Origin of the sequence: Breoghania sp. (genome assembly GCF_963674635.1) — a bacterium.
Taxonomy (GTDB): domain Bacteria; phylum Pseudomonadota; class Alphaproteobacteria; order Rhizobiales; family Stappiaceae; genus Breoghania.
Map to the genome: position 1 here is coordinate 48,522 of NZ_OY771475.1, position 25,151 is coordinate 73,672.

The following is a 25,151-nucleotide window of genomic DNA, read 5'->3' on the forward strand; positions in this document are numbered from 1 at the left end:
GATCCTGCATCTGAAATCGCGGTCCAAATGGACACATGGGACGTCAAGGGTAATAGCCCGGCGCCCCGACAGGGAGAACACTTCTATGCTGAAAACGAACCGTCTTCTCGCGGCGGGCGCGGTTTTTGTCGCTGCCTCCGTCATGGGTTTCGCCGCGTCTGCCCAGACCAAGTGGGACATGCCGACGCCCTATGGCGACACGAACTTCCATACGGTGAACATCGCCAAGTTCGCCGAGGACGTGGCCGCCTCCACCGATGGCGCCTTGACGATCCAGATCCATTCCGCGGGCTCGCTTCTCAAGCATCCGGAAATCAAGAACGGCGTACGCAAGGGCGTGGTGCCGATCGGCGAGGTGCTGATCTCGCGTCTGTCCAACGAGGACCCGGTTTTTGCGCTGGATTCCGTGCCTTTCCTGGCCACGTCCTATGACGCATCCATGAAGCTCTATCAGGCCTCCAAGCCGGTTCTGGAAAAGAAGCTGGAAGAGCAGGGGCTGAAGCTGCTGTTTGCCGTGCCGTGGCCGCCCCAGGGCATCTACACCAAGGAAGCCGTCGACAGCATCGACGATCTGAAGGGCATGCGGTTCCGTGCCTATAACGCCTCCACCGAGCGGATCGCCCAGCTTGCCGGTGCGGTTCCCACCCAGGTGGAAGTGCCGGATCTTCCGACGGCCTTCTCCACGGGCCGCGTTCAGGCGATGATCACCTCGCCCTCGACCGGCGCCAACTCCAAGGCATGGGACTATCTGGGCTACTACTATGACGCTCAGGCCTGGCTGCCGAAGAACATGGTCATCGTGAACAAGTCCGCTTTCGATGCCTTGCCGGAGGCGGTTCAGACCGCCGTTCTGGAGGCTGCCGCCAAGGCGGAAACCAGCGGCTGGGAAGCTTCCAAGAATGAGACGGCCGAAAAGACCCAGATGCTGGTCGATAACGGCATCGAGGTCAGCGCCCCGTCGCAGGATCTGCAGGACGGCTTCAAGGCCATCGGCAAGACGATGGTTTCGGAATGGCAGGAACAGGCCGGCGACGACGGCAAGGCCATCATCGAGGCCTTCTCCAAGTAAGTCGCGAGCACATGGATGGCGGGCTCGCAGGTTTCCTGTCGCAGCCCCGCCATCCTGACTTCATCCAGAAACGGTGCGGGGCCGAATGGTCCCGCGTGGCAACGGCAGGCGGGCAGGTGTCCGCTCGCGGCGCCTGAGAAGCTTGCCGGGGCGGGGCCCCCACTGGCATTTCGGTCGGATCGCGCCTGTTGCCGCTTTCATCAAAAGGTCATCATGCGCAAGGCTCTTGATGCGCTCTATCGGTTTTCGGCCGGTCTCGCGGCGCTTTCCCTCGTCATCATCGCGACGATGGTCGTCGTTCAGGTCGCAGGTCGGGTCACCGATGGTCTGCGTTCCGCCTTCGGTTTTGAGCCCTATGGTCTGCTTGTGCCGTCGCTGGCGGAAATCGCCGGGTTCCTGCTGGTCGCGGCGTCCTTTCTCGCACTTGCCTCCACACTGCGAAATGCGGACCACATCCGGGTGAACATCCTGCTGCAGATGCTCCCGCATTCTCTGGCGCGGGGATTTGAAGTCTGGGTTCTGGCGGTCGCCTGCGGGCTTGTGGGCTATTTCGCGTGGAATGCCGTTCTGCTCGTCATCGACAGCTACAAGTTCAACGAAGTCTCCTTCGGCATCATTCCGGTGCCTCTGTGGATCCCGCAGGCGGCGATGGCCGGGGGGCTGATCGTGTTCCTGATCTCGCTGGTGGACGATTTCGTCGTGACGGTGAGCGGCGGCGTGCCGAGTTACATGGAGGCGGAGACCTCCGATCCGATCGAGGGGACCGAGTAGATGGATATCACGATCATTGCCGTCGCTCTCGGTGTTGGCATGCTGGCCGCGCTCGCCACGGGCATCTGGGTGGCGGTGGCGCTGTTTGCGGTCGCGCTCGCGGCCATTGTTCTTCTGGTTTCCGTCCCCGCAGGCACGGTTCTGGCGACAACCGTCTGGGGGGCGTCGAATTCGTGGGACCTGACGGCTCTGCCCATGTTCATCTGGATGGGCGAAATCCTGTTCCGTTCGCGGCTGTCTGAGGACATGTTCGCAGGTCTTGCTCCATGGATGCGCAATCTGCCGGGTCGGTTGCTGCACGTGAACATTCTGGGGTGCGGAATTTTCGCAGCCGTCTCCGGGTCCTCCGCGGCCACCACCGCCACGATCGGAAAGATGTCGCTGCCGGAGCTGAAAAAGCGCGGCTATGACGAGCGGCTGGCCATTGGCACCCTGGCGGGGTCGGGCACTCTTGGGCTTTTGATCCCGCCTTCGATCATTCTCATCGTCTATGGGGCCGCCACCGAGCAGTCGATCGCGCGGCTCTTCATTGCCGGTGTCCTGCCCGGCGCGATGCTGTGTGTGCTCTTCATGGGGTATGTAGCGATCTGGTCGGTGATGAACCGCTCCAAGATGCCGCCCAAGGAGCCGCCCGTGCCCTTGATGGAACGCATCATGGCCACCCGGCGCCTGTTTCCGATCCTGCTTCTCATCGTCGGCGTGGTCGGCTCCATCTATGCCGGGCTTGCAGCGCCCACCGAAGCCGCAGCCGTTGGCGTGCTGCTGTCGCTGTTGCTGTCGTGGCTCTCCGGCACGCTTACCCGCAAGACCTTCATCGAAGCCCTCATGGGCGCGACGCGCACCTCCTGCATGATCGCGTTCATTCTGGCTGGCGCGGCCTTCATGACCGTCGCCATGGGCTTCACAGGCATTCCGCGCGAACTCGCGAGCTGGATCGGGTCGCTGGGCCTCACGCCTTTCGAACTGCTGGCCGCGTTGACGGTCTTCTTCGTCGTGCTTGGCTGCTTCCTCGATGGCATTTCGGTGGTGGTGCTGACCACCTCGGTCATCCTGCCGATGGTCGAGCAGGCCGGTCTCGACCTGATCTGGTTTGGCATCTACCTGGTGATCGTGGTGGAGATGAGCCAGATCACGCCGCCGGTCGGCTTCAATCTGTTCGTGCTGCAGGCCATGACGGGCCACAACATCTTCAAGGTGGCGCGTATGGCGCTGCCGTTCTTCCTGCTGATGGTGGTGGCCGTCGTCATCGTGACCATTTTCCCCGAGGTGGCGCTTTGGCTGCCCAACAACATGATGGCACACTAGAAGAGCATCTCCTCGCGCCGGGGTGACTGCGGCGCGAGGGCGGTGTATCCCGTGGGAAACGCGTGACGGCAGGCGGTACGCGCACTCAAGCGGAAGGCTACGAACCGATGACCAAAGCTCATTCTCCCACCGCCGGGATCGGTCCGGTCGTCTCCTCCGCACATCTGGCGGCGGGCGCCATGCCGGCGCTTTCGGAGATCGAGTTTGCCGTCACCATGATGGTGAATGCCTATCATCGCTGGATGGTGCGTGCGATGACGGCGGCGGGCGAGCCGGGAATGGCCCCGCTTGATGTCATGGTGCTTCATTCGGTCAATCACCGCGGGCGGCCCAAGACGCTCGCCGATATCTGTCTCGTCCTGAATATCGAGGATACGCACACGGTCACCTATTCGCTGCGCAAGCTTGAAAAGAGCGGCCTGGTGAAAACGGGCAAGCGCGGCAAGGAAAAGACCGCCGAGATCACCGCCAAGGGTGAGGAAGCCTGTCTGGAATACCGACGCATCCGCGAGGCGCTGCTGGTCGGGCCGGTCAAGACGCTGGGGCTCGATGAGGCGGAACTCTCGCGGCTCGCCGCGGTCATGCGCTCTGTCTCCGGTCATTACGATCAGGCCGCGCGTTCCGCCGCTGCCATGTGAGCCAGCCAAACCTCTTCGCATTCACATGAGCCTTGAAAAGGCATCGGGACAGGAGGCGCCTGCTGCCGGGTCCGTTGGGCGCGCCGATCTGATCGCTGCCCTATTCCAGGTGCCGGTTGTTGACGGCCCAGAATCTCCGTATTCGCCGGGCGGGGCTCTGCCTGTAAACTTGGTCGCATGAGTCTCTGGTCCGCCCTTGCCGCCGCTGTTTCCGCCATCCAGTCAGGAGGCGCTCAGCTTCTTGACCGTCTCGCCACGCTCGTGGGAGGCGGGGAGGCGCGCAATTCCGTTGCCTTCACTGCCGCGATGATCGCGCTTTCCGCCAAGATGGCGAAAGCCGACGGCGTGGTGACCACCGACGAGGAGGTCGCCTTCTTCTCCCTGTTCGATATCCCGCATGGCGAGGAGCGCAACGTGGCGCGCGTCTTCGATCTGGCCAAGCAGGACGTGGCGGGCTTCGATGCCTATGCGCGGCGCATCGCCGGGCTTTTCGTCGATCAGCCGGAGACGCTGGTCGATATTCTTGACGGGCTTTTTCACATCGCCAAGGCGGACGGCTATATCCACGAGGCGGAGCTCGTCTATCTGGAAACGGTGGCGGAGATTTTCGGCATCGAGCAACGCGCCTTCGATCAGATCTGCGAGCGTCACGTCATTTCAGGTGCGGATCCCTACAAGGTGCTCGGCGTGGACCGCAGTGCCTCCGATGACGAAGTGCGCCGCGTCTATCGCAAGCAGGTCATGGAGAGCCATCCCGACCGGCTGATCGCGCGCGGCGTGCCGGAGGAATTCGTGCGGATCGCCAATGACCGGGTGGCAGCACTCAACGAGGCCTGGCGCAAGATTTCACTGGAACGCGGCCACCGACCCACCATCTCCGGAGAAGGGGAGCGTGCCTCGTGATGATTGCCGATACCCGCCTGGCATGCGAGTGTCTCGCCTCGCCCAATCATGGTGAGCGCAAGGGGGCGCTCGACATGGTGCTGCTGCACTATACGGGCATGGCAAGCGCGCAGGCTGCGCTGGAACGGCTGTGCGACCCGCAGGCCGAGGTTTCGGCGCATTATCTCGTCCATGAGGACGGGCGGATCGTCCAGATGGTGCCGGAGGCGCGGCGTGCCTGGCATGCGGGCAAGGCTTTCTGGGCGGGCGAAAGCGACATCAATTCCCGTTCCATCGGCATCGAGATCGTCAATCCCGGTCATGAATATGGTTATGTGGATTTCCCTGACGCGCAGATCGATGCGGTGACGGCGCTGTGTCTCGATGTCGTCGAGCGCCACGCCATCGCGCCGGAGCGGGTGCTCGCCCATTCCGATGTGGCGCCGGGGCGCAAGGTCGATCCGGGAGAGCGGTTTCCCTGGGCGCGGCTTGCCGCTTCCGGCGTAGGCCACTGGGTGAAGCCCGCACCCGTCGTCTCGGGCCGCTTCTTCCAGCAAGGCGCAATCGGTCAGCCGGTGGAGGCCTTCCAGACCATGCTGGCGCTCTATGGGTACGGTGTGGACGTCAATGGCGTCTATGACGAAAAGACAGCTCAGGTTGTCGAGGCCTTCCAGCGTCACTTTCGGCCCGAGCGCGTTGATGGCGTTGCCGATGCCTCCACCATCACCACGCTTCATCAGCTGCTCTCGCTGCTCAAGGCCTGAACTGCTTTTGCCGCCCTCTGCCTTTGCGCGGTGGTGGAGTGTGACCGCCTGCCCGAATTGAAAGAACAACAGATTGCGGAACCAGGAGGGCCCTCATGCGTTGGTCGTGTCGTAAGGTCCCGTTGCGTCTGGGGTTAGGTCGTTTGCCTTCGCCCGATTGCCGCCACGGTTCCATCACACTTCCCGCAAGGTCTCGTCATGCTTTCGCGAAGAGGTGCCCAATTCTGGAAATTCAACCCGAAAAATCGCGGAAAATCGGCAGTTTTTCGTAACAATTCGTGATTTGTCGTGTCGGATTTTGGTCGGGTCCCACCGTCATACCGCCGCCCGTCTTGAAAACAGAAACGGGTAGACATCTCGAATGAACGGACGTGCACTGTTAGTTGCTCTGGTCGTGGCGGCGGGGGCCATCTCGATGATTTCTCCGGCAGCCGCCGGAAACAATCCGCTGGCTGCGCTTCGCGCCTATGAAGCCAAGTTTGGCAAGGATGCGGATGCGGGAGCGCAAACCACGAAGACTGGTGCGAAGGTCACCAAGGCCAAGGCGAGCGCCACAAGGGGCGTGAAGTACTCCACCCTGATCGCTTCCGCGGCGCGCAAGCATGGCGTTCCTGTCGATCTGGCCAAGGCGGTCGTGAGGGTTGAGAGCAACTTCAATGCGCGTGCGCGCGGCAGTGCCGGCGAAGTGGGGCTCATGCAGATCAAGCCGGCGACGGCACGCGGCATCGGCTATCGCGGTCCCATCAAGGCGCTCTATGATCCGGCGACCAATCTTGAATGGGGCATGCGGTATCTGGCCAAGGCGCACGAGCTTGCCGACGGCGACACCTGCGGCACCATCCTGCGTTACAATGCCGGGCACTATGCACGGCGCATGAATCCTGTCAGCAAGCGCTATTGCACACGGGTTCTCTCCCTGATGGGCGATCTCGTCTGATCCGGCGCGGAGCCCCGATCCTGTTCCTGCCTTCGCAGGCCGTATCAGGGGCTCCCGGCCGGACCCGGCCACCACGACGAAGTGTCGGTGTCGGAATGCGGTATTGGATTTCTGACCTTGATTTTATCGGCTGCGCTGCCTACTGACGGCGGGCCAGTCGGCTGGACGACCGCTGCGACATGTGCCGAAAGGCCGCCGCGGAGGAAAGTCCGGGCTCCATGAAGACACGGTGCCGGGTAACGCCCGGCGGGGGCGACCCTAGGGAAAGTGCCACAGAAAGCAAACCGCCTTGCCGAACCCGAAAGGGCATGGCCGGGTAAGGGTGAAAGGGTGGGGTAAGAGCCCACCGCGGATGCGGCAACGCAGACGGCACGGTAAACCCCACCGGGAGCAAGACCGAATAGGGACAGCGCAGGGGCTCACGCCCCGGGTGTGTTTTCACACTGACTGTCCGGGTAGGTCGCGAGAGGCGTCCGGCAACGGGCGTCCCAGATGAATGGTCGTCGCGGCGGGTTCGCCCGCCGAACAGAACCCGGCTTACAGGCCGACTGGCATTTTTCCCTCTTTGTCCACATGTGCTGCGCATGAGCAACCCTGCGACCTGGGCGCGCGGGGCCGGGCCGTGCTCTGCTCGTCCGCGTTAACGCCCAACGCGTCCCCACCGTCTTTGAAAACCATTTGTTAACCATAACTTACCCGCGAGCAGGGCCAGGCGTGCCGCCTTGCAGTTGGCAACGGGGCGTTAAGGCTAATGGGGTTTTAATGGCCTCGGTCCGGGGGGATCGAGCCCGTACAGCCATGTCCATTCCATTGACGCCCGTGATCGCCCATGATATCCCATGTTATCCCGGATGAGACAGAAGCGGCTGCCGCGTTCGGGCTTAAAAAACAAGAGAAATCAGTCATCAACCGGATGTCTGTGCCTTTGGGTGCGGGTGTGCCGGGGTGGCCCCTTATGTGGTCCGCAAGGGCTGTCGTGATGGGTGCCGGCGTCAGAGTTTGTCGTGTTTCTGTTGATCGCTCGTGTGTCTGCATGGTCCGGGTTATGGCCTGTGACCGGCACGGGCGAGCGGGATCGGTTCGGGCTTTCGGGGTTTTGAGACTGGCCGGGATGGCATGGGATCGTATGCGTGCGGGCGCTGCGGTGGGCGAGGCAATGAATGGCCGACTTCGTGTCAAACTTCACAAACCGGCTGGACGCCAAGGGGCGGGTTTCCGTTCCCGCGCCCTTTCGCGCCGCGCTTTCCCGCGAGGGCTACGAGGGGGTCTATTGCTTTCCCTCTGCGCATCTTCCCGCCGTCGATGCCGGTGGGATGGCGCTGATGGGCGAGATCCAGAAGCGCGTCGACAGTTTTACCACCCTGACACCGGACCACGATTTCGTTTCCATGGCTCTATTTGGCGTAAGCGAGAACCTGAAGCTGGACAGCGACGGGCGGGTCATCCTGCCGGAAACCCTGCGCACGCATGCCGGTATCACCGATCAGGTGACCTTCGTGGGGCAGGGCTACAAATTCCAGATGTGGAACCCGGAACGTTTCGCGGAGCATCGCGCGGAGGCGCTCAAGCGCGCGCTTGCGGTGCTTTCCGCGCCCCAGCAGCCGCCCGCTTCGGGGAGTGCGCAGTGATGGTGGATCGCAAGGACGCCGACACGCCGCCCGTTGAGATGGCCGCTTCGCCCGATCCGGCGCGTCATATCCCCGTGCTTCTCGAGGAAGTTATCGCCGCGCTGGAGCCTGCCGCCGGTCAGGTGATCGTGGACGGTACGTTCGGCGCCGGTGGCTATAGTCGGGCCATTCTGGAGACAGGTGCGGATGTCATCGCCATTGACCGCGATCCCAATGCGATCCGCGATGGTCAGGCGATGGTGCAGGCGTTCGATGGGCGTCTGACCCTCGTGCCGGGGCGGTTTTCCGGGCTCGATGCTCATGCGGCCGGGGCAGGGCACGAACTGGTCGACGGGGTCGTGCTCGATCTTGGCATCTCCTCCATGCAGGTCGATGAGGCGGAGCGCGGCTTTTCCTTCCGACAGGACGGGCCGCTCGACATGCGCATGGAGCAGGACGGCCCGAGTGCCGCCGATGTCGTCAACGAGATGGAAGGGCGCGAGCTGACCCGTATCATCGGGTTGCTGGGGGAGGAAAACCGCGCCTCCGCCGTATCGCGCGCCATTGTCGATGCGCGCAAGACCAAACCCTTCACGCGCACGCTGGAACTGGCGAACCTGATCGAGCGTGTGCTCGGGCGCAAGCCCGGCAAGGCGACCCATCCCGCCACCAAGACGTTCCAGGCACTGCGCATCTTCGTCAACAGCGAGCTTGGCGAAGTGGTGGAGGCGTTGAGCGCGGCTGAGCGGTGCCTGAAACCGGGCGGGCGGCTCGTCGTCGTCACCTTTCATTCGCTGGAAGACCGGATTGTGAAACGCTTTTTCGCCGAGCGGTGCCGTATCCATGCGGGCGGCTCGCGCCACATGCCGGAGGCCGACGTGCCGCCGCCGACCTTCCGTTTCCAGGTCAAGGGCGCGGTGGAGCCCTCCGAGGCGGAAATCTCGGCCAATCCGCGCTCGCGCTCCGCGCGCCTGCGTGCAGCCATTCGAACCGAAATCGCGGCCCGCGATGGGATGCCGGACAATCTCGGCAAGCCCAATCTGCCCGCATTCCAGAGCCTTGGAGGCTGAGTGCCCGTGCTTCGTATCATCAACACAGTTCTGATCCTGGCGGTCGTTGCGTCAGCCGCGGTTGTCTACAACATGAAGCACGACGCGGAAGACGCGGCGGAGCGCGTGGCGAACCTGCAACGCGCGATCTCGCAGGAAGAAGAGCGCATCGCGCTTTTGAAGGCGGAATGGAGCGTGCTGACCCAGCCCGCCCGCATCCAGCAGCTGGTGGAGCGCTACAACGCCTATCTTCAGCTTGAGCCTCTCAAGGTGAAGCAGATCGCCTCCATCGAGGATCTGCCGACGCGACCCATTGAACTGGAACCCTTCGCCAAGCCGGTGCTTGGCGGTTACGCGGGCGGCGCTGGCGTCATCCGCTGATGTATTTCCGTCGGCCCGCGGGTCGGCAAGTGACTACCGGGGCGCACGGCGCCCGAAACCCCGAGACAAGGCCCGAAGCCGGGCGCCCGAAGGAGTCTACAGATGACTGCCGATGCCAGCGATTTTTCTCCGCTCGCCGCATCCGCGCGTTCTCGCCTGCACGCTCCGCGTGTGACCTCCTTTGTCTCCAGTTCCATGAGTGAAGATGCCGGGACGCCTGGGCGCGTGATCATGGCCATGGCCATGTTCATGTTTGTCTATGGGGCGATTGCGCTGCGCCTCGTCGATCTCGGCATGGCCGATGAAACGCCGTCTTCCGCCTATATCGGCGCGCAGCAGGCGATCACCGCCTCGCGCCCCGATCTTGTCGACAGGAATGGCGAATTGCTCGCCACCGACATCAAGGCGCCCTCGCTTTACGCCGAGCCGCGCAAGATCGTCGATGTGGACGAGGTGATCGACAAGCTCGCTTCCGTCATGCCGGAACTGGGCACGGAAACGATCCGCAACAGGCTGACCAGCAATGCCGGTTTTGTCTGGCTGAAGCGCGAAATCACGCCGCGCCAGCGTGAGGAAATCCATCGTCTCGGCCTTCCTGGTATCGGTTTTCTTACCGAAAACCGGCGCTTCTTCCCCGGCGGCCCGACGGCCAGCCACATCCTTGGTCTCGTGAATGTCGATGAACAGGGCATCGCGGGCATGGAGAAATATCTGGACGGGCAGGGGATCGCCGATCTTCAGAAATTCGGCTTTGCCACCAGCCAGTCGATGAAGCCGATCGCGCTGTCGATCGATGTGCGTGCCCAGCACGTGGTGCGCGACGAGCTGCTCAAGGCGATTGATCGCTACCAGGCAATCGCAGCCATCGGCATTGTTCTGGATGTGCACACGGGCGAAGTGGTGGCCATGTCGTCGGTACCGGATTTCGATCCCAACGATCCGGCGGAGGCGCTTAAGCCGGAAAACCTGAACCGGGCGACAGCGGGCGTCTACGAGATGGGGTCGGTCTTCAAGAGTTTCTCCCTCGCCATGGCGCTGGAATCCGGCAAGGTGTCGATGGACGATACGGTCGATGCGACAAAACCCATCCGCATGGGTGGCTTCACGATCAACGATTTCCATGGCCTGCACCGCCCGTTGACGATCCCCGAGGTGTTCGTGCACTCGTCAAACATCGGCACCGCGCGCATGACCATGGAGTTGGGGATCCCCTGGCAACAGGAGTTCTTGCGGCGTCTTGGCCTTCTGGAGCGTACCAGGACGGAGCTTCCCGAAGTCGCCGCGCCGCTGTTGCCGTCGAAATGGGGAGATCTTTCCGCCATGACGATCTCCTATGGTCATGGCATCTCGGTCACGCCCATGCAGACGGCGGTTGCAGGTGCCGCGCTCGTCAATGGCGGCTACATGATCGACCCGACCTTCCTGCCGCGCACACGCGAGGAAGCGCAGAAAACGGCGGTCCGTGTCATGTCGAAGCGGGTGAGCGATCAGATGCGCTATCTCCTGCGGCTGAACGCGGTCAAGGGATCCGGCAGAAACGCACGTGTTCCGGGCTATATGGTGGGCGGCAAGACCGGGACATCCGAAAAGATCGTCAACGGTCGCTATGTTCATGACAAGCGGCGCAACTCTTTCCTCTCGGCCTTCCCGATGGATGACCCACGTTATGTCGTTCTGGTGACCATCGATGAGCCGAAGCCGGAAGAAGGCAAGCACTACGCGACCGCCGGCTACAATACCGCGCCTGTGGTCTCCAAGATCATTGCCCGTATCGCGCCGATGCTCGGCGTCGTTCCGCATGTGACCGAGGACAGCGACAAGATGCTCGTCTCCTACTGAGCCGCATTCGTCGGGGTGGAAGTCGGGCAGAAGGTGGAATAGGAGGAACCGTCGGACTTCGACTCGATGCCTTGCAGGATCGCGCGGCGGCTTGCAGGATCACGAAGCCGGGAAACCTGGGACAAAGTGCTCTGGGAGTTGGAGCGGGGGGCTCCTTCGGGGGAAAGCCTTGAACGCTGAAGCGGAAACGACATGCTGCTGGATACTCTCATCGCCGATCTGACCGATATTGCCTGCGACGCCGACACCGCGGCTTCGGTCGACATCACCGCCATTACCGCCGACAGCCGCAAGGTCGTGCCGGGAACCCTGTTTGCCGCGCTGAAAGGCGTGAAGGTGGACGGCGCCCGCTTCGCCGCCGATGCCGTTAAGGCCGGCGCCTCTGCCATTCTCGCCGCCGACGATGCGGATTTGCCGGACCTTGGTGTCCCGGTCATTCGCAGTGCTGATTCGCGTCGCACGCTCGCGGTGTTGGCGGCAAAGCTCGCAGGAGCGCAGCCGGAAACCATCGTGGCCGTCACGGGCACGGCGGGCAAAACCTCCGTCGCCGTCTTCGCCCGCCAGATCTTCGATGCCGCAGGCCACCATGCCGCCAGCATCGGCACGATCGGCGTCGTCACCTCGCGTGGCGCGCATTATGGCGGGCTCACCACACCCGACCCGGTTTCTCTCCACACATCGCTCGCCCAGCTTGCCGGTGATGGCGTCACCCATGCCGCGCTTGAAGCCTCCAGCCACGGGTTGGACCAGCGTCGCCTTGATGGCGTTCAGCTCAAGGCCGGCGCCTTTACCAATCTCGGCCGCGATCATCTGGACTATCACCCCACCGTCGAAGACTATCTGCGCGCCAAACTGCGGCTGTTCGAGGCGGTGCTGCCGGAGGGGGCGACGGCGGTCTTCGATCCGGGCGAACGCTATGCGGATCGTGTTGCCGCGGTCGCTGAGGCGCGGGGGCTGAAAACGCTCACCGTCGGCGAGAGCGGGACCGGCATCCGGCTGGAAAGCCTGGTCATCGATGGGTTCCACCAGCGCCTCAAGCTTGTTGCCGAGGGGCGGAGCTATGATGTCGACCTGCCGCTGGTGGGGCGGTTTCAGGTTTCCAATGCGCTGATCGCGGCGGGGCTGGCCATGGCGGTGGGCGTGGCGGCCGAGACCGCGATCCCTGCATTGGCCAACCTTGAAGGCGCGCCGGGGCGGCTGGAAAAGGTCGCGGTCACGGATGAGGGTGCGCTGATCTTTGTGGATTATGCTCACAAGCCGGACGCGCTGGAGCATGCGCTGTCGGCGCTGCGTCCCTATGCGAAGGGGCGGCTGATCGTGGTGGTCGGCTGCGGCGGCGACCGGGATGCGGGAAAACGCCCGATCATGGCCGAAGTGGCTTCGCGGATCGCCGATGTGGTGATCATCACCGACGACAATCCGCGCAGCGAGGACCCCGCGCTCATTCGTAAAGCCATGTTGGCAGCGGCCCCGGACGCGCTGGAGATTGGGGATCGTGGTGCGGCCATCGAAAAGGCCGTCGCCATGCTGCAGCCCGGGGATGTTCTGTGCGTTGCCGGGAAAGGCCATGAAACCGGCCAGATCGTGGGGGACGAGGTGCAACACTTTTCCGATCACGAGTCGATTGAAGCGGCTTTGGCCGGTCTCGGATCGTCCACGTCAAGCGGGGAACCCGTTGCATGAGTGAAGTCCTTTGGAAGCTGGATGCACTGGTGGAAGCCGTTGGCGGGCGCGTTGTCGGCGATCCGACGACGACGATCACCGGCATTTCCATCGATAGCCGCACCATCCAGCCGGGCGAGGCCTTTTTCTGCATCAAGGGCGATGTGCATGACGGGCACCGCTTCGCGGAGGCCGCGCTGTCGCGCGGTGCGGCGCTGGCGGTCGTCTGCGAGGAGCGTCTGAACGAGGTTCCGCCGGAAGGGCGTTATGTCGTGGTGTCGGACGTTCTCGGCGCGCTGGAGGATTTGGGCCGTGCCGCACGGGCGCGCACTGAGGCCAAGATCGTCGCCGTGACCGGGTCCGTCGGCAAGACCTCGTCAAAGGAAATGCTGCGCATCGCGCTTTCCAAGTCTGGCCGCACGCACGCGTCCGTCGCGTCCTTCAACAATCATTGGGGGGTGCCCCTGACACTGGCGCGTATGCCGGAGAATACCGAATACGGTGTCTTCGAAATCGGCATGAATCATCCCGGCGAGATCACGCCGCTGGCCCGCATGGTGCGTCCGGATTTCGTGATCATCACCACCGTCGAGCCCGTCCACCTGGCGCAATTTGAATCTGTGGAGGCGATCGCGCGGGCCAAGGCGGAGATCTTCGAGGGGCTGGAGCCGGGCGGAGCGGCCATTCTCAACGCCTCTAACCCGCAGTTCGATCTCCTGCGCTTTCTCGCTTTCACCGCCGGTGTCGCCAGGATCGTGACCTTCGGCGACGACCGCGCCTTCGATGTGCATCCGACGCAGGTCGCGCCGCAGAGCGGGTGCTCTTGCGTGACGGGCAAGGTGCTGGGCGAAGATCTGGTGTGGAAGATCGGGGCTCCAGGGCGCCATCTGGTCAACAATTCGCTTGCGGTTCTGGCCGCGGTGAAGCTTATGGGGGCCGATCTGGCGCTGGGCGCGCTGGCTCTGGCCGACATGTCCGCCCCCAAGGGCCGAGGCGAACGCCACGAACTGACCTTCGAGGATGGCACCGCCACGCTGATCGACGAGAGCTACAACGCCAACCCGGCTTCCATGCGCGCCGCGATCGCCGTTCTGGGGGAAACCCCGGTGGAACGCGGCGGTCGTCGCATTGCGGTCATTGGGGACATGCTGGAGCTTGGCGAGACATCGCCTGCGCTTCATCGCGGTCTTGCAAAGCCGTTGGAGGACGCGCGGATCGATCTCATCTATTGCGTGGGCAAGACCATGCGTGGATTGTGGGAACGACTTCCCGAAAACAGGCGGGCGGTCTGGGCCGAAACGTCTGCGGAATTGCAAAAGACCCTCGTCGGCGATATCCGGCCGGGCGATGTGGTCATGATCAAGGGCTCGCTGGGGACGAAAATGGGACCGCTGGTCTCCGCCCTCATTGACGCCTACGGCGCGAAACGGGCGCGCGCGGCGTCGTAACGAACTGGGGCGATTGAATGCTTTATTATCTGGTGGAACTTTCCAGCGAAATCTCCGCCTTTAACGTCTTCCGATACATCACGTTCCGCACCGGGGCCGCCATCATGACGGCCTCGCTGTTCGTCTTCCTGTTCGGACCCGCCATCATCTCCGCCCTGCGACTGCGCCAGGGCAAGGGGCAACCGATCCGCGCCGACGGTCCGGCCTCGCACCTTCTCACCAAGAAGGGCACGCCCACCATGGGCGGGCTGATGATCCTGTCGGGCGTGCTGGTCTCCACGCTTTTGTGGGCGAACCTCGCCAACCCCTATGTGTGGATCGTTCTCTTCGTCACCATCGGCTTCGGATCCATCGGCTTTTACGATGATTATCTGAAGGTCACGCAATCGAGCCACAAGGGCTTTTCCGGTCGTTTCCGCCTCTCTCTGGAGGCGCTGATCGCCGCGATTGCCGCCGTGAGCATCTCGCTTCTTCAGCCCGAGGGGCTGTCGACCGAACTGGCGTTGCCGTTCCTGAAGGATACGGTGATCAATCTCGGCTACTTCTTCATCATCTTCGCCGCCTTCGTCATGGTGGGGGCGGGCAACGCGGTCAACCTGACCGACGGGCTCGACGGGCTGGCCATCGTGCCGGTCATGATCGCCTGCGGCTCTTTCGGCCTGATCGCCTATCTTTCGGGGAACCAGGTTTTCGCCAACTATCTGCAGATCCATTTCGTGGTCGGCACGGGGGAACTCGCCGTTGTCGCGGGCGCGGTGATCGGCGCGGGGCTTGGCTTTCTCTGGTTCAACGCGCCGCCTGCGGCCATCTTCATGGGCGACACTGGATCGCTGGCGCTGGGGGGCATGCTGGGCTCCATCGCGGTTGCCACAAAGCATGAAATCGTGCTCGCCATCATTGGCGGCCTCTTCGTGCTGGAGGCGCTTTCGGTGATCATCCAGGTCTTTTCCTTCAAACTCACCGGCAAGCGCGTGTTCAAGATGGCGCCCATCCATCACCATTTCGAACATCTGGGCTGGACGGAATCTCAGGTCGTGATCCGCTTCTGGATCATCGCGGTGGTTCTGGCGCTGTTCGGTCTTGCCACGCTGAAGCTGAGATAGAACGATGATCGAAGTCACCACATTTGCCGGTCGCAAGGTCGCGCTGTTCGGTCTCGGCGGCTCCGGGCTTGCCACTGCGCGCGCGCTTGTGGCGGGCGGCGCGGAGGTCGCTGCCTGGGACGACGCGCCGCGTTCGCGCGAACGCGCCACGGTCGAAGGCATCGCGCTGACCGATCTCACCCAGGCCGACTGGTCGGAATTCGATGCGCTGGTTCTGGCGCCGGGTGTGCCGCTGACCCATCCCGAGCCCCACTGGACCGTGCAGGCGGCCAAGGATGCCGGGATCGAGATCATCGGCGATCTGGAGCTTTTCTCGCGCGAAAGACGCGCGCGTCCCGTCGATTGCCCGATGGTCGCGGTCACCGGCACCAACGGCAAGTCCACCACGGTCACGCTGATCACCCATCTGCTGCGTCATGCGGGCTACGATGTGCAGCTTGGCGGCAATATCGGAACACCCGTCCTCGCGCTTGAGCCGCTCTCACCGGGCCGGATCTATGTGGTCGAGTGCTCTTCCTTCCAGATCGACCTTGCCCCCGGCCTTGCGCCGGACATCGGGCTTTTGATGAACCTCGCCCCGGATCATCTCGACCGTCACGGCTCGATGGACAATTACGTCGCCATCAAGACCCGCCTTGTCGCGGCCGCCCGTGCTGCGGTGATCGGTGTCGATGATGAGCTGAGCGCAGCCATTGCCGATCAGCTCGACGATGGCCTCGGCCGTGTGCGTCGTGTTTCCGCCTTCTATCAGGTGGACGAGGGTGACTTTGCCGAAGGCAGCGCGCTTTACGAGGCTGAGGGCGGCAAGGCGCACAAGGTGGCCGATCTTGCCGGGATCGATACGTTGCGCGGCGCACACAACGCGCAGAACGCGGCGGCCGCTCTTGCTGTCCTTCGCAAGCTCGGCGTTGCCGAAGACAAGATCGCGTCCGGCTTTGCCTCCTTTCCGGGACTTCCCCATCGCATGGAGATTGTCGGGCGGCGCGGCAAGGTACTGTTCGTCAACGATTCCAAGGCGACCAACGCGGATGCTGCGCAACGCGCGCTGGGATCCTTCTCGCGCATCTACTGGATTGTGGGTGGCAAGCCCAAAACCGACGGGATCGATGCCCTTGGGCCGTGGTTCTCGCGCATTGCCCATGCCTATCTGATCGGGGAGGCCGCAGACCGTTTTGCCGCCACCCTGGGTGATGCCGTACCCTTCACCATGAGCGGTACGTTGGAGGCTGCGCTCGCCGAGGCCGTGCGCGAGGCGGATGCGGATCCCGACGAGGAACCCGTCGTGCTGTTGTCTCCGGCCTGCGCCAGTTACGATCAATACGCGAATTTCGAGCAACGCGGCGATGCCTTCCGCGCCGCCGTGCGCGCGTTCGAGACCGTTGTCGCCTGAAGCGCGAGGCTGCCCGTTTGGGCGGGTCTGTTTGTTGAACGACGAAAACCAGTGAACGGTCGGGACGTGGGCCCGGCCCAATCATGAAGAGGGACACCGATGGCCAGCCGCGTGGACCGCAGCGCCTTTTCCGAATGGCTGTGGACCGTCGACCATCTGCTGCTTGCCGGCTTCGTCACGCTCATGCTGGGCGGGATCGTGCTGTCCTTTGCCGGCAGCCCGCCGGTTGCCGAACGGTTGGGGCTCGACAGCTATTTCTTCGTCAAGCGGCAGGCCATGTTCCTGGTGCCCGCGCTCGGCGTCATGCTGGGGGCATCCATGTTGAGCCCGCGCATGGTGCGTCGCGTGGCGCTGGTGCTATTCTGTCTCGGCCTGGTGGCGCTGGTTCTCACGCTCTTCACCGGCGTGGAAGTGAAGGGCGCGCGGCGCTGGATCGACGTGCTTGGTTTTTCCGTCCAGCCGTCGGAGTTCATCAAGCCCGCCTTTGTCGTGCTGATCGCCTTCCTGCTCTCGGAAGCGGGCAAGCGTCCGGAAGTGCCGGGCCGACTGTTTTCCATCCTTCTCTTCGTCATGGTTGCCGCCCTTCTCGTGGCGCAGCCGGATTTTGGCCAGACCATGCTGGTGCTCATCGTGTGGGCCTCGCTCTTCTTCATGGCCGGGCTTTCCTGGCTGTGGATTGGTGCGCTTGGCATTCTCGGCATGCTGGGCATGGCGTCGGCCTATATGCTGCTGCCGCATGTGACCGCGCGCATCAACCGCTTCCTCGATCCTTCCTCCGGCGACACCTATCAGGTGGACACCGCGCTTGAGGCGATCGTGCAGGGTGGCTGGCTCGGGCGCGGGCCGGGCGAGGGGACGGTTAAGCGCATTCTCCCCGATAGCCACACCGACTTCATTTTCGCCGTGGCGGCGGAGGAATTCGGCATCATCCTGTGTCTGGTGCTGCTGGCCATCATCGCCTTCGTGGTGCTGCGCGGGCTGGGGCATGCCCGGCGCGAGCCCGATCCCTTCATGCGGTTGGCGACAGCGGGGCTGATGGTGATGTTCGGCATCCAGTCGGCCATCAACATGGCGGTGAACCTGAACATGATGCCCGCAAAAGGCATGACGCTGCCCTTCATTTCCTATGGCGGTTCCTCGATGGTGGCGGTCGCGCTGTCGATGGGCATGGTGCTGGCGCTCACCCGCCGTCGCCCGCGCCCCAGCCGCACAGCACCGGTCGTTGTCAGGCGCGTTGCGCGCGCGCCGATCGACCCTGCCAAGTGAGTTTCGAGATCATGGAAAAGAGCATATTGCTGACCGCAGGCGGTACCGGCGGACATCTGTTTCCCGCCCAGTCGCTTGCCGGAGAACTGAAGGCACGCGGCTTCGTGGTCGAGCTTGCCACCGATGAACGCGCCGATCGTTACGGCCAGGAATTCCCCGCCCGCAAGATCCACATCGTTTCCTCCGCCACCACGCGCGGCAAGGACCCGATCTCGCTGGCCAAGACCGCCTTCGCCCTGACGCGTGGCTTTATCCATTCCGTCTCCATCCTGCGTCGGTTGAAACCGCAGGCGGTGGTGGGCTTCGGCGGCTACCCCACCTTTCCGCCGATGATGGCGGCGCGCTTCCTGCGCATTCCCACGATCCTGCATGAGCAGAATGCGGTGATGGGCCTCGCCAACCGCATGCTCGCGCCCCGCGTGACGGGCATCGCGCAGAGTTTCAATGAGACCCGGCTCGCGGAAGAGTTCGCGGCCACCGCCACCCATACCGGCAACCCGGTGCGCCCGGCGGTGATCGAGGCCTCCGGCCAGCCCTATGATGCGCCTGAGGCCGATGGGGATTTCCGGCTTCTGGTCTTCGGCGGATCGCAAGGCGCGCGGTTCTTTTCCGATCTGATGCCGGATGTGCTGGAGGCGCTCGACCCCGCTTTGCGCGCGCGGCTCAAGCTTGTTCAGCAGTGCCGACCGGAGGACATGGAGCGTGTACGCGTGCGCTATGACGCGCTGGGGGTGGCTGCCGATCTTGCGCCATTTTTCGTCGATATGCCCGCACGTATTGCGCAGAGCCATCTTGTCGTCTGCCGTTCGGGAGCCTCGTCGGTGGCGGAGCTTTCGGTGATCGGGCGACCTTCCATCCTCGTGCCGCTTCCCCATGCGCTCGACCACGACCAGACCGCCAATGCGCAAGTTCTGGAAGTGGCGGGTGGGGCCTGGTGCATCCAGCAGTCGGAGCTGACACCCAAGCGGATGGCGGGCGAACTCGCCGCGCTGATGAACGCGCCTGCAAAGCTCGCGGCGGCTGCGCAAGCCGCGCAGGCACAGGGGCGGCCGGATGCGGTGAAGCGGTTGGCCGATCTGGTTGAACGCATCGGCAAGCGGGCTTGAGCGCACAACTTTGGGCCGGGGTGGCGACACACGGTCGGATTTGCGATAACGGCGCCTCTTTCGGGGAACCAAGCCCCAGGGGCGAACAAGGAGAACGGGCATGAAGATGCCGCGTAATATCGGGGCGGTGCATTTCGTGGGCATCGGCGGCATCGGCATGAGTGGCATCGCAGAGGTGCTGCATACGCTGGGCTACCGTGTTCAGGGCTCCGACCTGTCGGAAAGCGCCAATGTCCAGCGCCTGCGGGACAAGGGCATCGAGGTTCATGTTGGCCATGCGGCGGAGAACCTCGGCGATGCGCGGGTTCTGGTCGTCTCATCCGCCATCAAGCGCGACAACCCGGAATTGGTGGCCGCGCGCGAACGCTCGCTGCCGGTGGTGCGTCGGGCGGAAATGCTGGCAGAGCTGATGCGCTTCAAGCAGGCCATCGCCATTGGCGGCACCCACGGCAAGACCACGACGACCTCATTGGTCTCCGCGCTGCTCGATGCGGGCGGCATGGATCCGACCGTCATCAATGGCGGCATCATCAACGCCTATGGAACCAATGCGCGCATCGGTGAAGGTGACTGGATGGTGGTGGAGGCGGATGAAAGCGACGGCACCTTCGTCAAGCTGCCCGCCGATATCGCCGTCGTCACCAATATTGATCCCGAACATCTGGATCACTACGGCAATTTCGATGCTGTGCGCGCCGCCTTCATGCAGTTCGTGGAGAACGTGCCCTTCTACGGTTTCGCGGTCATGTGCCTCGACCATCCGGAAGTGCAGGCGCTGGTGGGCCGCATCGAGGATCGCCGCATCATCACCTATGGCGCCAATCCGCAGGCCGACGTTCGTTTCGCGAATGTACGCCCGCAAGGCTCCAAGACCATGTTCGACGTTTTCATTCAGGATCGGATTTCCGGTCGCGTTGCCGAGTTGAAGGATCTCGTGCTGCCCATGCCGGGCCTGCACAATGTCTCCAATTCGGTCGCGGCGATCGCGGTGGCTGATCATCTGGGGATCTCCGGCGAAGCGATCGCGCGCGGACTTGCGGGCTTCGGCGGCGTCAAACGGCGTTTCACCCCGACGGGGTCCTGGAACGGCATCGAGGTCTTTGATGACTACGGCCATCACCCGGTGGAAATCCGCGCCGTTCTGGCCGCGGCGCGCGCCGGTGCGCATGGCAAGGTCGTGGCTGTGGTCCAGCCGCATCGCTACACGCGCCTGCAAAGCCTGTTCGACGATTTCTGCGCCTGTTTCAACGATGCCGACACGGTGATTGTCGCCCCGGTCTATCCGGCGGGCGAGGCCCCCATCGAAGGCGTCGATCGCGATGCGCTGGCCGCCGGTATCCGGGCGCGCGGGCATCGCAATGTTCACGCGCTGGAAGGGCCCGAGGCGCTGGCCGGGCTCGTCGCCAAAGTGGCGGAAGAGGGCGATTTCGTCGTCTGTCTCGGGGCCGGCTCCATCAGCCAGTGGGCCTATGCGTTGCCGCGCCAGCTTGAAGACCATGCTGTTGCCTCTGGCGAGGAGGGCAAGGCTTGAGCTTTCCCGATCTTGTGGAAGAACTGGGCGCGGACCGGTTTTCCGATATTCGCGGTCGTCTTCTCGTCAACCAGCCGCTCGGGCCCGTCACCTGGCTGCGCGTGGGCGGTCCGGCGCAGCTTCTGTTCCAACCCGCCGATGAGGCCGATCTTGCGGCCTTCATGAAGGTGCTGCCTCACGACGTGCCGGTGCTTCCCATCGGGCTCGGCTCCAATCTGCTGATCCGCGAGGGCGGGGTTGAGGGCGTCGTCATCCGTCTGACCGGCAAGGGCTTCGGTCAGATCGAGGCTGCCGGAGACACGGCGTTGAGGGTGGGGGCGGCGGTGCCCGACAAGCGTCTGGCGCAGGCGGCCCTTGATGCGGGGCTTTCCGGCTTCGCCTTTTATGCCGGAATTCCCGGCGGCGTTGGCGGGGCGCTTCGCATGAATGCGGGCGCGCACGGGGTGGAGACGCGCGAACGCATGGTCGAACTCACCGCAGTCACCCGGTCCGGTGAGGTCATACGCCTTTCCAACGCCGATATGGAGTATGCCTATCGTCATTCCGGACAGCCGGGCGATCTGGTTTTCACCAGCGCCGTCTTTGCGGGCGTTCCGGGGGACAGAGAGGCAATCCGCGCGGAGATGGAGGCCGTCAACGCGCATCGCGAGAAGGCTCAGCCGATCCGTGAAAAGACGGGCGGGTCCACCTTCAAGAACCCGCCAGAGAATTCCGCATGGAAGGTCATTGATGCGGCAGGATGTCGCGGGCTTCGCGTCGGCGGGGCGCAGATGTCCGAAATGCACTGCAATTTCATGATCAACACGGGCGCGGCCACCGCGCTCGATCTGGAAACGCTGGGCGAGACCGTTCGCGCCCGCGTTCTGGAGAATTCCGGCATTCGGCTGGAATGGGAAATCAAGCGGCTGGGGCGGTTTGCGGACGGCGAGGAGGTGGCGCCGTTTCTCGGACGTGGTTAACGAAAAAAGCCGCTGAACCTGCTTTCAAAGCCCGTGCCCAGCCCTGGTCGCGGGCTTGTTTTTTGCTGCAATTGCAGGAATTTCGCAGAATTCTGCCACTAGTTGTTAATCGAACATAAAAAGCGACAGAAGTCGTTCACTTCCTGGTTAGGTTAACACTTTCTAACGAATTTTAACCGCATCATAGGCCCGAAGACCCGAATAAGGGGTCGCGAACACGGGAGCTTGAGTGCGGTTATGGCGAAGCATGTCGCAGTGCTGATGGGCGGGTGGTCGTCGGAGAGGCCGGTGAGCCTGACTTCCGGCAATGCCTGTGCCGATGCGCTGGAGGAGCGCGGTTATCGCGTCAGCCGGGTCGATGTCGATCGCGACATCGCCAAGGTGCTGGCCGAATTGCGCCCGGACGTCGCCTTCAACGCGCTGCATGGACCTTTCGGCGAAGACGGCTGCATTCAGGGGCTGCTGGAAATCCTCCAGATCCCCTACACCCATTCCGGTGTCATGGCGTCGTCTCTCGCGATGAACAAGGATCGGGCCAAGGCGGTGATGAGCGCGGCCGGAGTGCCGGTCGTCGAGCATCGCATCATGAACCGGGCGGATGTCGCGCGCGAACACCCCATGAAGCCGCCCTATGTCATCAAGCCGGTCAATGAAGGGTCGAGCTTTGGCGTGCTCATCGTCGGTGAGGGGGAGGCCTATCCGCCGGAACAGCTTTATTCTGCCGATTGGCCCTATGGCGAGCGGATCATGGTTGAACGCTTTGTTGCGGGCCGTGAATTAACTTGTGCGGTAATGGGTGATGTTGCGCTCGGTGTGATCGACATTGTTGCCGACAAGCATCAGTTCTATGACTTCGATGCGAAGTACGCACCCGGCGGTTCAAAACACATCCTGCCGGCGGAAATTTCACCAAATATTTACCATGAAGTACAGAAATTGACATTGAAGGCGCACGAAGCACTCGGGTGCAGAGGCGTCTCCCGTGCCGATTTCCGCCTGGATGACAGGCTTCATGGCACGGGTGAACTGATTTGCCTGGAAGTGAACACCCAGCCCGGCATGACGCCGACATCTCTGGTTCCGGACATGGCCGCGCATGCGGGACATGATTTTGGTGAGCTGGTGCGCTGGATCGTGGAGGATGCAAGTTGCGCTCGCTAATCAAGCGTCGGAGTGAAATGCGGAACGAGAGGACCGGTGCGGGCGAAAAGCCGCGCCGCGGTGTCTCGCGCCTGCGTCGACGTCCGGTTTGGCGCGAAGCGGGCTTTCTCGCACATTTGCCGCGCTGGACGGGTACGGCGGGCGCTCTTGGTTTTCTCGGCGTGACCGCGCTTTATGGCATGGTTCTGGGCGGCTACACCGAAGCGGCCGCCGACGCCTTGACGGCTGAAGCCGGTTTTTCCATTCAGGCGATTGAGCTTTCCGGCCAGCGCGAGACCACGGAATTCGAGATCCTCGAAGAGCTGGAAATCCCGAACGGGGCCTCGCTCCTGCTGTTCGATGTTGCCGCCGCGCGCTCGCGCCTGCAGCGCAATCCCTGGGTGCAGGACGTTTCCATCCAGAAATTCTATCCCGGCACACTGAAGGTCTCCTTGTCGGAACGCGAGCCCTTTGCGCTTTGGCAGCGCGGCCAGATCGTTTCGATCATCGATCCTGATGGCAACGTCATCACCGATGAGGTGCGCGAACGCTATGCGGGGCTGCCGCTGGTGGTGGGGCACGGGGCGCAGAAGCGTGCGCCGCAGATGCTCAATGAGTTGAACAGGCAGCCGGATCTGAGGTCTCGCGTCCGGGCGCTGGTGCTGATCGCCGAGCGCCGCTGGAACCTCGTTCTGGAAAACAACGTGACCGTGCGCCTGCCGGAAGAAGGCGTCGATGACGCGCTTGCCTATCTGGTCAAGCTCGACCGGGAACAAGGCCTGCTGTCGCGCGCCATCACGGCTGTGGATTTGCGGTTGAAGGACCGGATCGTGGTCAAGCTGGACAAGGACACCAAACTCAACCGCAACAGCGGCAGTGTGGGTGTCTCCACTTCGCGCAAGGAGGCGGATACCTGATGGCTGCGTCGTCTCCCTATCTGCCGCGCATGAAGCCGCTTCCGGCGCGCCGCTCGGTGATCGTGTCGGTCCTGGATATCGGCTCCACCAAGGTGTGCTGCCTGATCGCCAAGCTGACGCCGCACGAAGACAGCGATGTCCTGCCGGGGCGCACCCATGCGGTGGAAGTGCTGGGGTATGGCTATCAGCGCGCCCGCGGCATCAAGTCGGGCGTGGTGGTCGATCTCGATCATGCCGAACAGGCGGTCCGCCAGGCTGTGGACAGCGCCGAACGCATGGCCGGGGTGACGGTGGAGTCTCTCATCGTCAACACGACCTGCGGGCGTCTGGCCTCCGAGATCTTCTGCGCCAGCGTGCCGCTGGCGGGCGATGCGGTGAGCGAAGCCGATATCCAGCGCGTGCTGGCCGCCGGCGGTGAACATTTCGCGGTCAATGATCGCGCCATCGTCCATGCGCTGCCGATCTCCTACACGCTGGACGGCAATCGCGGCATCCGTGATCCGCGCGCCATGATCGGTCGCAAGCTGGGCGTGGACATGCATGTGGTGACGGCGGAATTCCCGCCGTTGCGTAATCTGGAGCTTTGCGTCAACCGGGGGCACCTGAAGGTGGAGACCATGGTCGCGACGCCCTATGCGAGCGGGCTCGCCACGCTGGTCGATGACGAGGCCGAACTCGGCGTCGCCTGCATCGACATGGGCGGCGGCACGACGACGCTTGCGGTGTTTGTGGAAGGTCAGGCGGTGCATGTGGATGCCATCGCCGTCGGTGGCCACCACGTGACGATGGACATTGCGCGTGGTCTTTCCACGCGGCTGCGCGATGCGGAACGTATCAAGACGCTTTTCGGCAACACGCTGCCGGGCGGCGGAGACGATCTCGATCTGATTTCGGTCCCCCCGGTCGATGCTGACAGCGACATGCCGCAGCAGATCCCGCGTTCGGTGCTCACCCGCATCATTCGCCCGCGGGTGGAAGAAATTCTGGAACTCGTGCGTGACCGTCTGAACGCATCGGGCTTTGCCGGTCAGGTCGGCAAGCGTGTGGTTCTGACGGGCGGCGCGAGCCAGCTCAACGGAATGGCCGAACAGGCGCGCCGGGTCATGGGCAGGAATGTCCGTCTCGGCCGTCCGCTCGGTATCGTGGGTCTGCCGGAAGCGGCCAAGGGGCCGGCTTTTGCAGCCTCTGTGGGCCTGCTGATCTATCCGCAGGTGGCGCAGATCGAGCAGTTCGAACCGGGCAGCCAGAGGCAATGGCGGATGACCGGGACCGGGTATTTCGGCCGCGTGGGCCGTTGGATCCGGGAGAGTTTCTAGGGCGCTTTCCGACCAGGCGAAATCGCTTGATCGATAAGAAAACGCTCCAGAGTCAACAGTTTGAGCATATT

General features: G+C 63.3%; 23 protein-coding genes and 1 other RNA gene. 23 read left to right on the forward strand and 1 reads right to left on the reverse strand.

Features of this window, described 5'->3' with window-relative positions; genetic code table 11:
* Nucleotides 1–85 precede the first annotated feature (85 nt).
* The 12 genes from ABGM93_RS00210 (at nucleotide 86) to ABGM93_RS00265 (ending at nucleotide 11,242) form a co-directional block, all read left to right on the forward strand.
* Nucleotides 86–1,069 (forward strand): TRAP transporter substrate-binding protein, encoded by a 984-nt coding sequence (locus ABGM93_RS00210; RefSeq protein WP_321502316.1) that lies wholly within the window; start codon nucleotides 86–88, stop codon nucleotides 1,067–1,069.
* Between the two features lie 213 nt (nucleotides 1,070–1,282).
* Nucleotides 1,283–1,840, forward strand: coding sequence for a TRAP transporter small permease (locus ABGM93_RS00215; RefSeq protein ID WP_319775557.1), 558 nt, complete (start codon nucleotides 1,283–1,285; stop codon nucleotides 1,838–1,840).
* Nucleotides 1,841–3,145 (forward strand): TRAP transporter large permease subunit, encoded by a 1,305-nt coding sequence (locus ABGM93_RS00220; RefSeq protein ID WP_321502319.1) that lies wholly within the window; start codon nucleotides 1,841–1,843, stop codon nucleotides 3,143–3,145.
* Nucleotides 3,146–3,252: 107 nt separating this feature from the next.
* Nucleotides 3,253–3,783 carry a winged helix DNA-binding protein gene (locus tag ABGM93_RS00225; RefSeq protein ID WP_321502321.1) on the forward strand — a complete coding sequence of 177 codons (531 nt, stop codon included), beginning with the start codon at nucleotides 3,253–3,255 and terminating at the stop codon, nucleotides 3,781–3,783.
* A gap of 177 nt (nucleotides 3,784–3,960) precedes the next feature.
* Nucleotides 3,961–4,686 carry a DnaJ family molecular chaperone gene (locus ABGM93_RS00230; RefSeq protein ID WP_319775560.1) on the forward strand — a complete coding sequence of 242 codons (726 nt, stop codon included), beginning with the start codon at nucleotides 3,961–3,963 and terminating at the stop codon, nucleotides 4,684–4,686.
* Nucleotides 4,686–5,429, forward strand: coding sequence for an N-acetylmuramoyl-L-alanine amidase (locus tag ABGM93_RS00235; RefSeq protein WP_321502323.1), 744 nt, complete (start codon nucleotides 4,686–4,688; stop codon nucleotides 5,427–5,429). Before ABGM93_RS00230 ends, ABGM93_RS00235 begins: the two co-directional genes overlap by 1 nt.
* A gap of 361 nt (nucleotides 5,430–5,790) precedes the next feature.
* Nucleotides 5,791–6,366, forward strand: a complete 576-nt coding sequence (locus ABGM93_RS00240) for a transglycosylase SLT domain-containing protein (RefSeq protein ID WP_321502325.1) — start codon at nucleotides 5,791–5,793, stop codon at nucleotides 6,364–6,366.
* Between the two features lie 153 nt (nucleotides 6,367–6,519).
* An RNA gene (gene rnpB / locus ABGM93_RS00245) (RNase P RNA component class A) lies at nucleotides 6,520–6,922 on the forward strand.
* 604 nt (nucleotides 6,923–7,526) lie between these two features.
* Entirely contained in the window at nucleotides 7,527–7,994 is a 468-nt protein-coding gene (gene mraZ, locus ABGM93_RS00250) for a division/cell wall cluster transcriptional repressor MraZ (RefSeq protein ID WP_319775563.1), read from the forward strand.
* Between the two features lie 38 nt (nucleotides 7,995–8,032).
* Nucleotides 8,033–9,043 carry a 16S rRNA (cytosine(1402)-N(4))-methyltransferase RsmH gene (rsmH, locus tag ABGM93_RS00255; RefSeq protein ID WP_321505679.1) on the forward strand — a complete coding sequence of 337 codons (1,011 nt, stop codon included), beginning with the start codon at nucleotides 8,033–8,035 and terminating at the stop codon, nucleotides 9,041–9,043.
* On the forward strand, nucleotides 9,044–9,403 hold the full coding sequence (locus tag ABGM93_RS00260) for a hypothetical protein (protein WP_321502328.1): 360 nt from the start codon (nucleotides 9,044–9,046) through the stop codon (nucleotides 9,401–9,403).
* Between the two features lie 102 nt (nucleotides 9,404–9,505).
* Nucleotides 9,506–11,242, forward strand: coding sequence for a penicillin-binding protein 2 (locus tag ABGM93_RS00265; RefSeq protein ID WP_321502330.1), 1,737 nt, complete (start codon nucleotides 9,506–9,508; stop codon nucleotides 11,240–11,242).
* On the opposite strand, the gene ABGM93_RS00270 is transcribed toward ABGM93_RS00265, so the two are convergent.
* Nucleotides 11,236–11,436: a hypothetical protein gene (locus ABGM93_RS00270; RefSeq protein ID WP_321502331.1), complete on the reverse strand. Its 201-nt coding sequence runs from the start codon at nucleotides 11,434–11,436 to the stop codon at nucleotides 11,236–11,238. The two genes, ABGM93_RS00265 and ABGM93_RS00270, sit on opposite strands and share 7 nt — an antisense overlap.
* On the opposite strand from ABGM93_RS00270, the gene ABGM93_RS00275 reads away from it, so the two are divergent.
* From ABGM93_RS00275 to ftsA, 11 genes are all read left to right on the forward strand, one after another.
* A complete protein-coding gene (locus tag ABGM93_RS00275; RefSeq protein ID WP_321502333.1) occupies nucleotides 11,435–12,925 on the forward strand; it encodes a UDP-N-acetylmuramoyl-L-alanyl-D-glutamate--2,6-diaminopimelate ligase in 1,491 nt (496 codons plus the stop codon). The two genes, ABGM93_RS00270 and ABGM93_RS00275, sit on opposite strands and share 2 nt — an antisense overlap.
* Nucleotides 12,922–14,352 carry a UDP-N-acetylmuramoylalanyl-D-glutamyl-2,6-diaminopimelate--D-alanyl-D-alanine ligase gene (locus ABGM93_RS00280; protein ID WP_321502335.1) on the forward strand — a complete coding sequence of 477 codons (1,431 nt, stop codon included), beginning with the start codon at nucleotides 12,922–12,924 and terminating at the stop codon, nucleotides 14,350–14,352. Before ABGM93_RS00275 ends, ABGM93_RS00280 begins: the two co-directional genes overlap by 4 nt.
* A 17-nt stretch (nucleotides 14,353–14,369) precedes the next feature.
* Nucleotides 14,370–15,455, forward strand: a complete 1,086-nt coding sequence (gene mraY, locus ABGM93_RS00285) for a phospho-N-acetylmuramoyl-pentapeptide-transferase (RefSeq protein ID WP_321502339.1) — start codon at nucleotides 14,370–14,372, stop codon at nucleotides 15,453–15,455.
* 4 nt (nucleotides 15,456–15,459) lie between these two features.
* Nucleotides 15,460–16,845 carry a UDP-N-acetylmuramoyl-L-alanine--D-glutamate ligase gene (murD, locus tag ABGM93_RS00290; RefSeq protein WP_321502342.1) on the forward strand — a complete coding sequence of 462 codons (1,386 nt, stop codon included), beginning with the start codon at nucleotides 15,460–15,462 and terminating at the stop codon, nucleotides 16,843–16,845.
* A gap of 99 nt (nucleotides 16,846–16,944) precedes the next feature.
* Nucleotides 16,945–18,111 carry a putative lipid II flippase FtsW gene (gene ftsW / locus ABGM93_RS00295; RefSeq protein ID WP_321332935.1) on the forward strand — a complete coding sequence of 389 codons (1,167 nt, stop codon included), beginning with the start codon at nucleotides 16,945–16,947 and terminating at the stop codon, nucleotides 18,109–18,111.
* An 11-nt stretch (nucleotides 18,112–18,122) separates the two neighbouring features.
* Nucleotides 18,123–19,217: an undecaprenyldiphospho-muramoylpentapeptide beta-N-acetylglucosaminyltransferase gene (gene murG / locus ABGM93_RS00300; RefSeq protein ID WP_321502347.1), complete on the forward strand. Its 1,095-nt coding sequence runs from the start codon at nucleotides 18,123–18,125 to the stop codon at nucleotides 19,215–19,217.
* A 100-nt stretch (nucleotides 19,218–19,317) separates the two neighbouring features.
* Entirely contained in the window at nucleotides 19,318–20,748 is a 1,431-nt protein-coding gene (gene murC, locus ABGM93_RS00305) for a UDP-N-acetylmuramate--L-alanine ligase (protein WP_321502349.1), read from the forward strand.
* Nucleotides 20,745–21,707: a UDP-N-acetylmuramate dehydrogenase gene (murB, locus tag ABGM93_RS00310; RefSeq protein WP_321502353.1), complete on the forward strand. Its 963-nt coding sequence runs from the start codon at nucleotides 20,745–20,747 to the stop codon at nucleotides 21,705–21,707. The genes murC and murB overlap by 4 nt, the downstream gene beginning before the upstream one ends.
* 237 nt (nucleotides 21,708–21,944) lie before the next feature.
* A complete protein-coding gene (locus ABGM93_RS00315) occupies nucleotides 21,945–22,868 on the forward strand; it encodes a D-alanine--D-alanine ligase (RefSeq protein WP_321502356.1) in 924 nt (307 codons plus the stop codon).
* 17 nt (nucleotides 22,869–22,885) lie between these two features.
* Entirely contained in the window at nucleotides 22,886–23,764 is an 879-nt protein-coding gene (locus ABGM93_RS00320) for a cell division protein FtsQ/DivIB (RefSeq protein WP_321502364.1), read from the forward strand.
* A complete protein-coding gene (ftsA, locus tag ABGM93_RS00325) occupies nucleotides 23,764–25,080 on the forward strand; it encodes a cell division protein FtsA (protein ID WP_319775577.1) in 1,317 nt (438 codons plus the stop codon). Before ABGM93_RS00320 ends, ftsA begins: the two co-directional genes overlap by 1 nt.
* Nucleotides 25,081–25,151 lie beyond the last annotated feature (71 nt).

Excerpts from the sequence above, each read along its gene's own strand:
- ABGM93_RS00230 (WP_319775560.1), top strand. The coding sequence starts at position 3,961 with ATGAGTCTCTGGTCCGCCCTTGCCGCCGCTGTTTCCGCCATCCAGTCA.
- ABGM93_RS00235 (WP_321502323.1), top strand. The coding sequence starts at position 4,686 with ATGATTGCCGATACCCGCCTGGCATGCGAGTGTCTCGCCTCGCCCAAT.
- mraZ (WP_319775563.1), top strand. The coding sequence starts at position 7,527 with ATGGCCGACTTCGTGTCAAACTTCACAAACCGGCTGGACGCCAAGGGG.
- ABGM93_RS00265 (WP_321502330.1), top strand. The coding sequence starts at position 9,506 with ATGACTGCCGATGCCAGCGATTTTTCTCCGCTCGCCGCATCCGCGCGT.
- ABGM93_RS00270 (WP_321502331.1), bottom strand. The coding sequence starts at position 11,436 with ATGTCGTTTCCGCTTCAGCGTTCAAGGCTTTCCCCCGAAGGAGCCCCC.
- ABGM93_RS00210 (WP_321502316.1), top strand. The coding sequence starts at position 86 with ATGCTGAAAACGAACCGTCTTCTCGCGGCGGGCGCGGTTTTTGTCGCT.
- ABGM93_RS00240 (WP_321502325.1), top strand. The coding sequence starts at position 5,791 with ATGAACGGACGTGCACTGTTAGTTGCTCTGGTCGTGGCGGCGGGGGCC.
- murD (WP_321502342.1), top strand. The coding sequence starts at position 15,460 with ATGATCGAAGTCACCACATTTGCCGGTCGCAAGGTCGCGCTGTTCGGT.
- ABGM93_RS00315 (WP_321502356.1), top strand. The coding sequence starts at position 21,945 with ATGGCGAAGCATGTCGCAGTGCTGATGGGCGGGTGGTCGTCGGAGAGG.
- ABGM93_RS00220 (WP_321502319.1), top strand. The coding sequence starts at position 1,841 with ATGGATATCACGATCATTGCCGTCGCTCTCGGTGTTGGCATGCTGGCC.
- murG (WP_321502347.1), top strand. The coding sequence starts at position 18,123 with ATGGAAAAGAGCATATTGCTGACCGCAGGCGGTACCGGCGGACATCTG.
- ABGM93_RS00320 (WP_321502364.1), top strand. The coding sequence starts at position 22,886 with ATGCGGAACGAGAGGACCGGTGCGGGCGAAAAGCCGCGCCGCGGTGTC.
- ABGM93_RS00280 (WP_321502335.1), top strand. The coding sequence starts at position 12,922 with ATGAGTGAAGTCCTTTGGAAGCTGGATGCACTGGTGGAAGCCGTTGGC.
- ftsW (WP_321332935.1), top strand. The coding sequence starts at position 16,945 with ATGGCCAGCCGCGTGGACCGCAGCGCCTTTTCCGAATGGCTGTGGACC.
- ABGM93_RS00275 (WP_321502333.1), top strand. The coding sequence starts at position 11,435 with ATGCTGCTGGATACTCTCATCGCCGATCTGACCGATATTGCCTGCGAC.
- murC (WP_321502349.1), top strand. The coding sequence starts at position 19,318 with ATGAAGATGCCGCGTAATATCGGGGCGGTGCATTTCGTGGGCATCGGC.
- ABGM93_RS00215 (WP_319775557.1), top strand. The coding sequence starts at position 1,283 with ATGCGCAAGGCTCTTGATGCGCTCTATCGGTTTTCGGCCGGTCTCGCG.
- ABGM93_RS00225 (WP_321502321.1), top strand. The coding sequence starts at position 3,253 with ATGACCAAAGCTCATTCTCCCACCGCCGGGATCGGTCCGGTCGTCTCC.
- ftsA (WP_319775577.1), top strand. The coding sequence starts at position 23,764 with ATGGCTGCGTCGTCTCCCTATCTGCCGCGCATGAAGCCGCTTCCGGCG.
- mraY (WP_321502339.1), top strand. The coding sequence starts at position 14,370 with ATGCTTTATTATCTGGTGGAACTTTCCAGCGAAATCTCCGCCTTTAAC.
- rsmH (WP_321505679.1), top strand. The coding sequence starts at position 8,033 with ATGGCCGCTTCGCCCGATCCGGCGCGTCATATCCCCGTGCTTCTCGAG.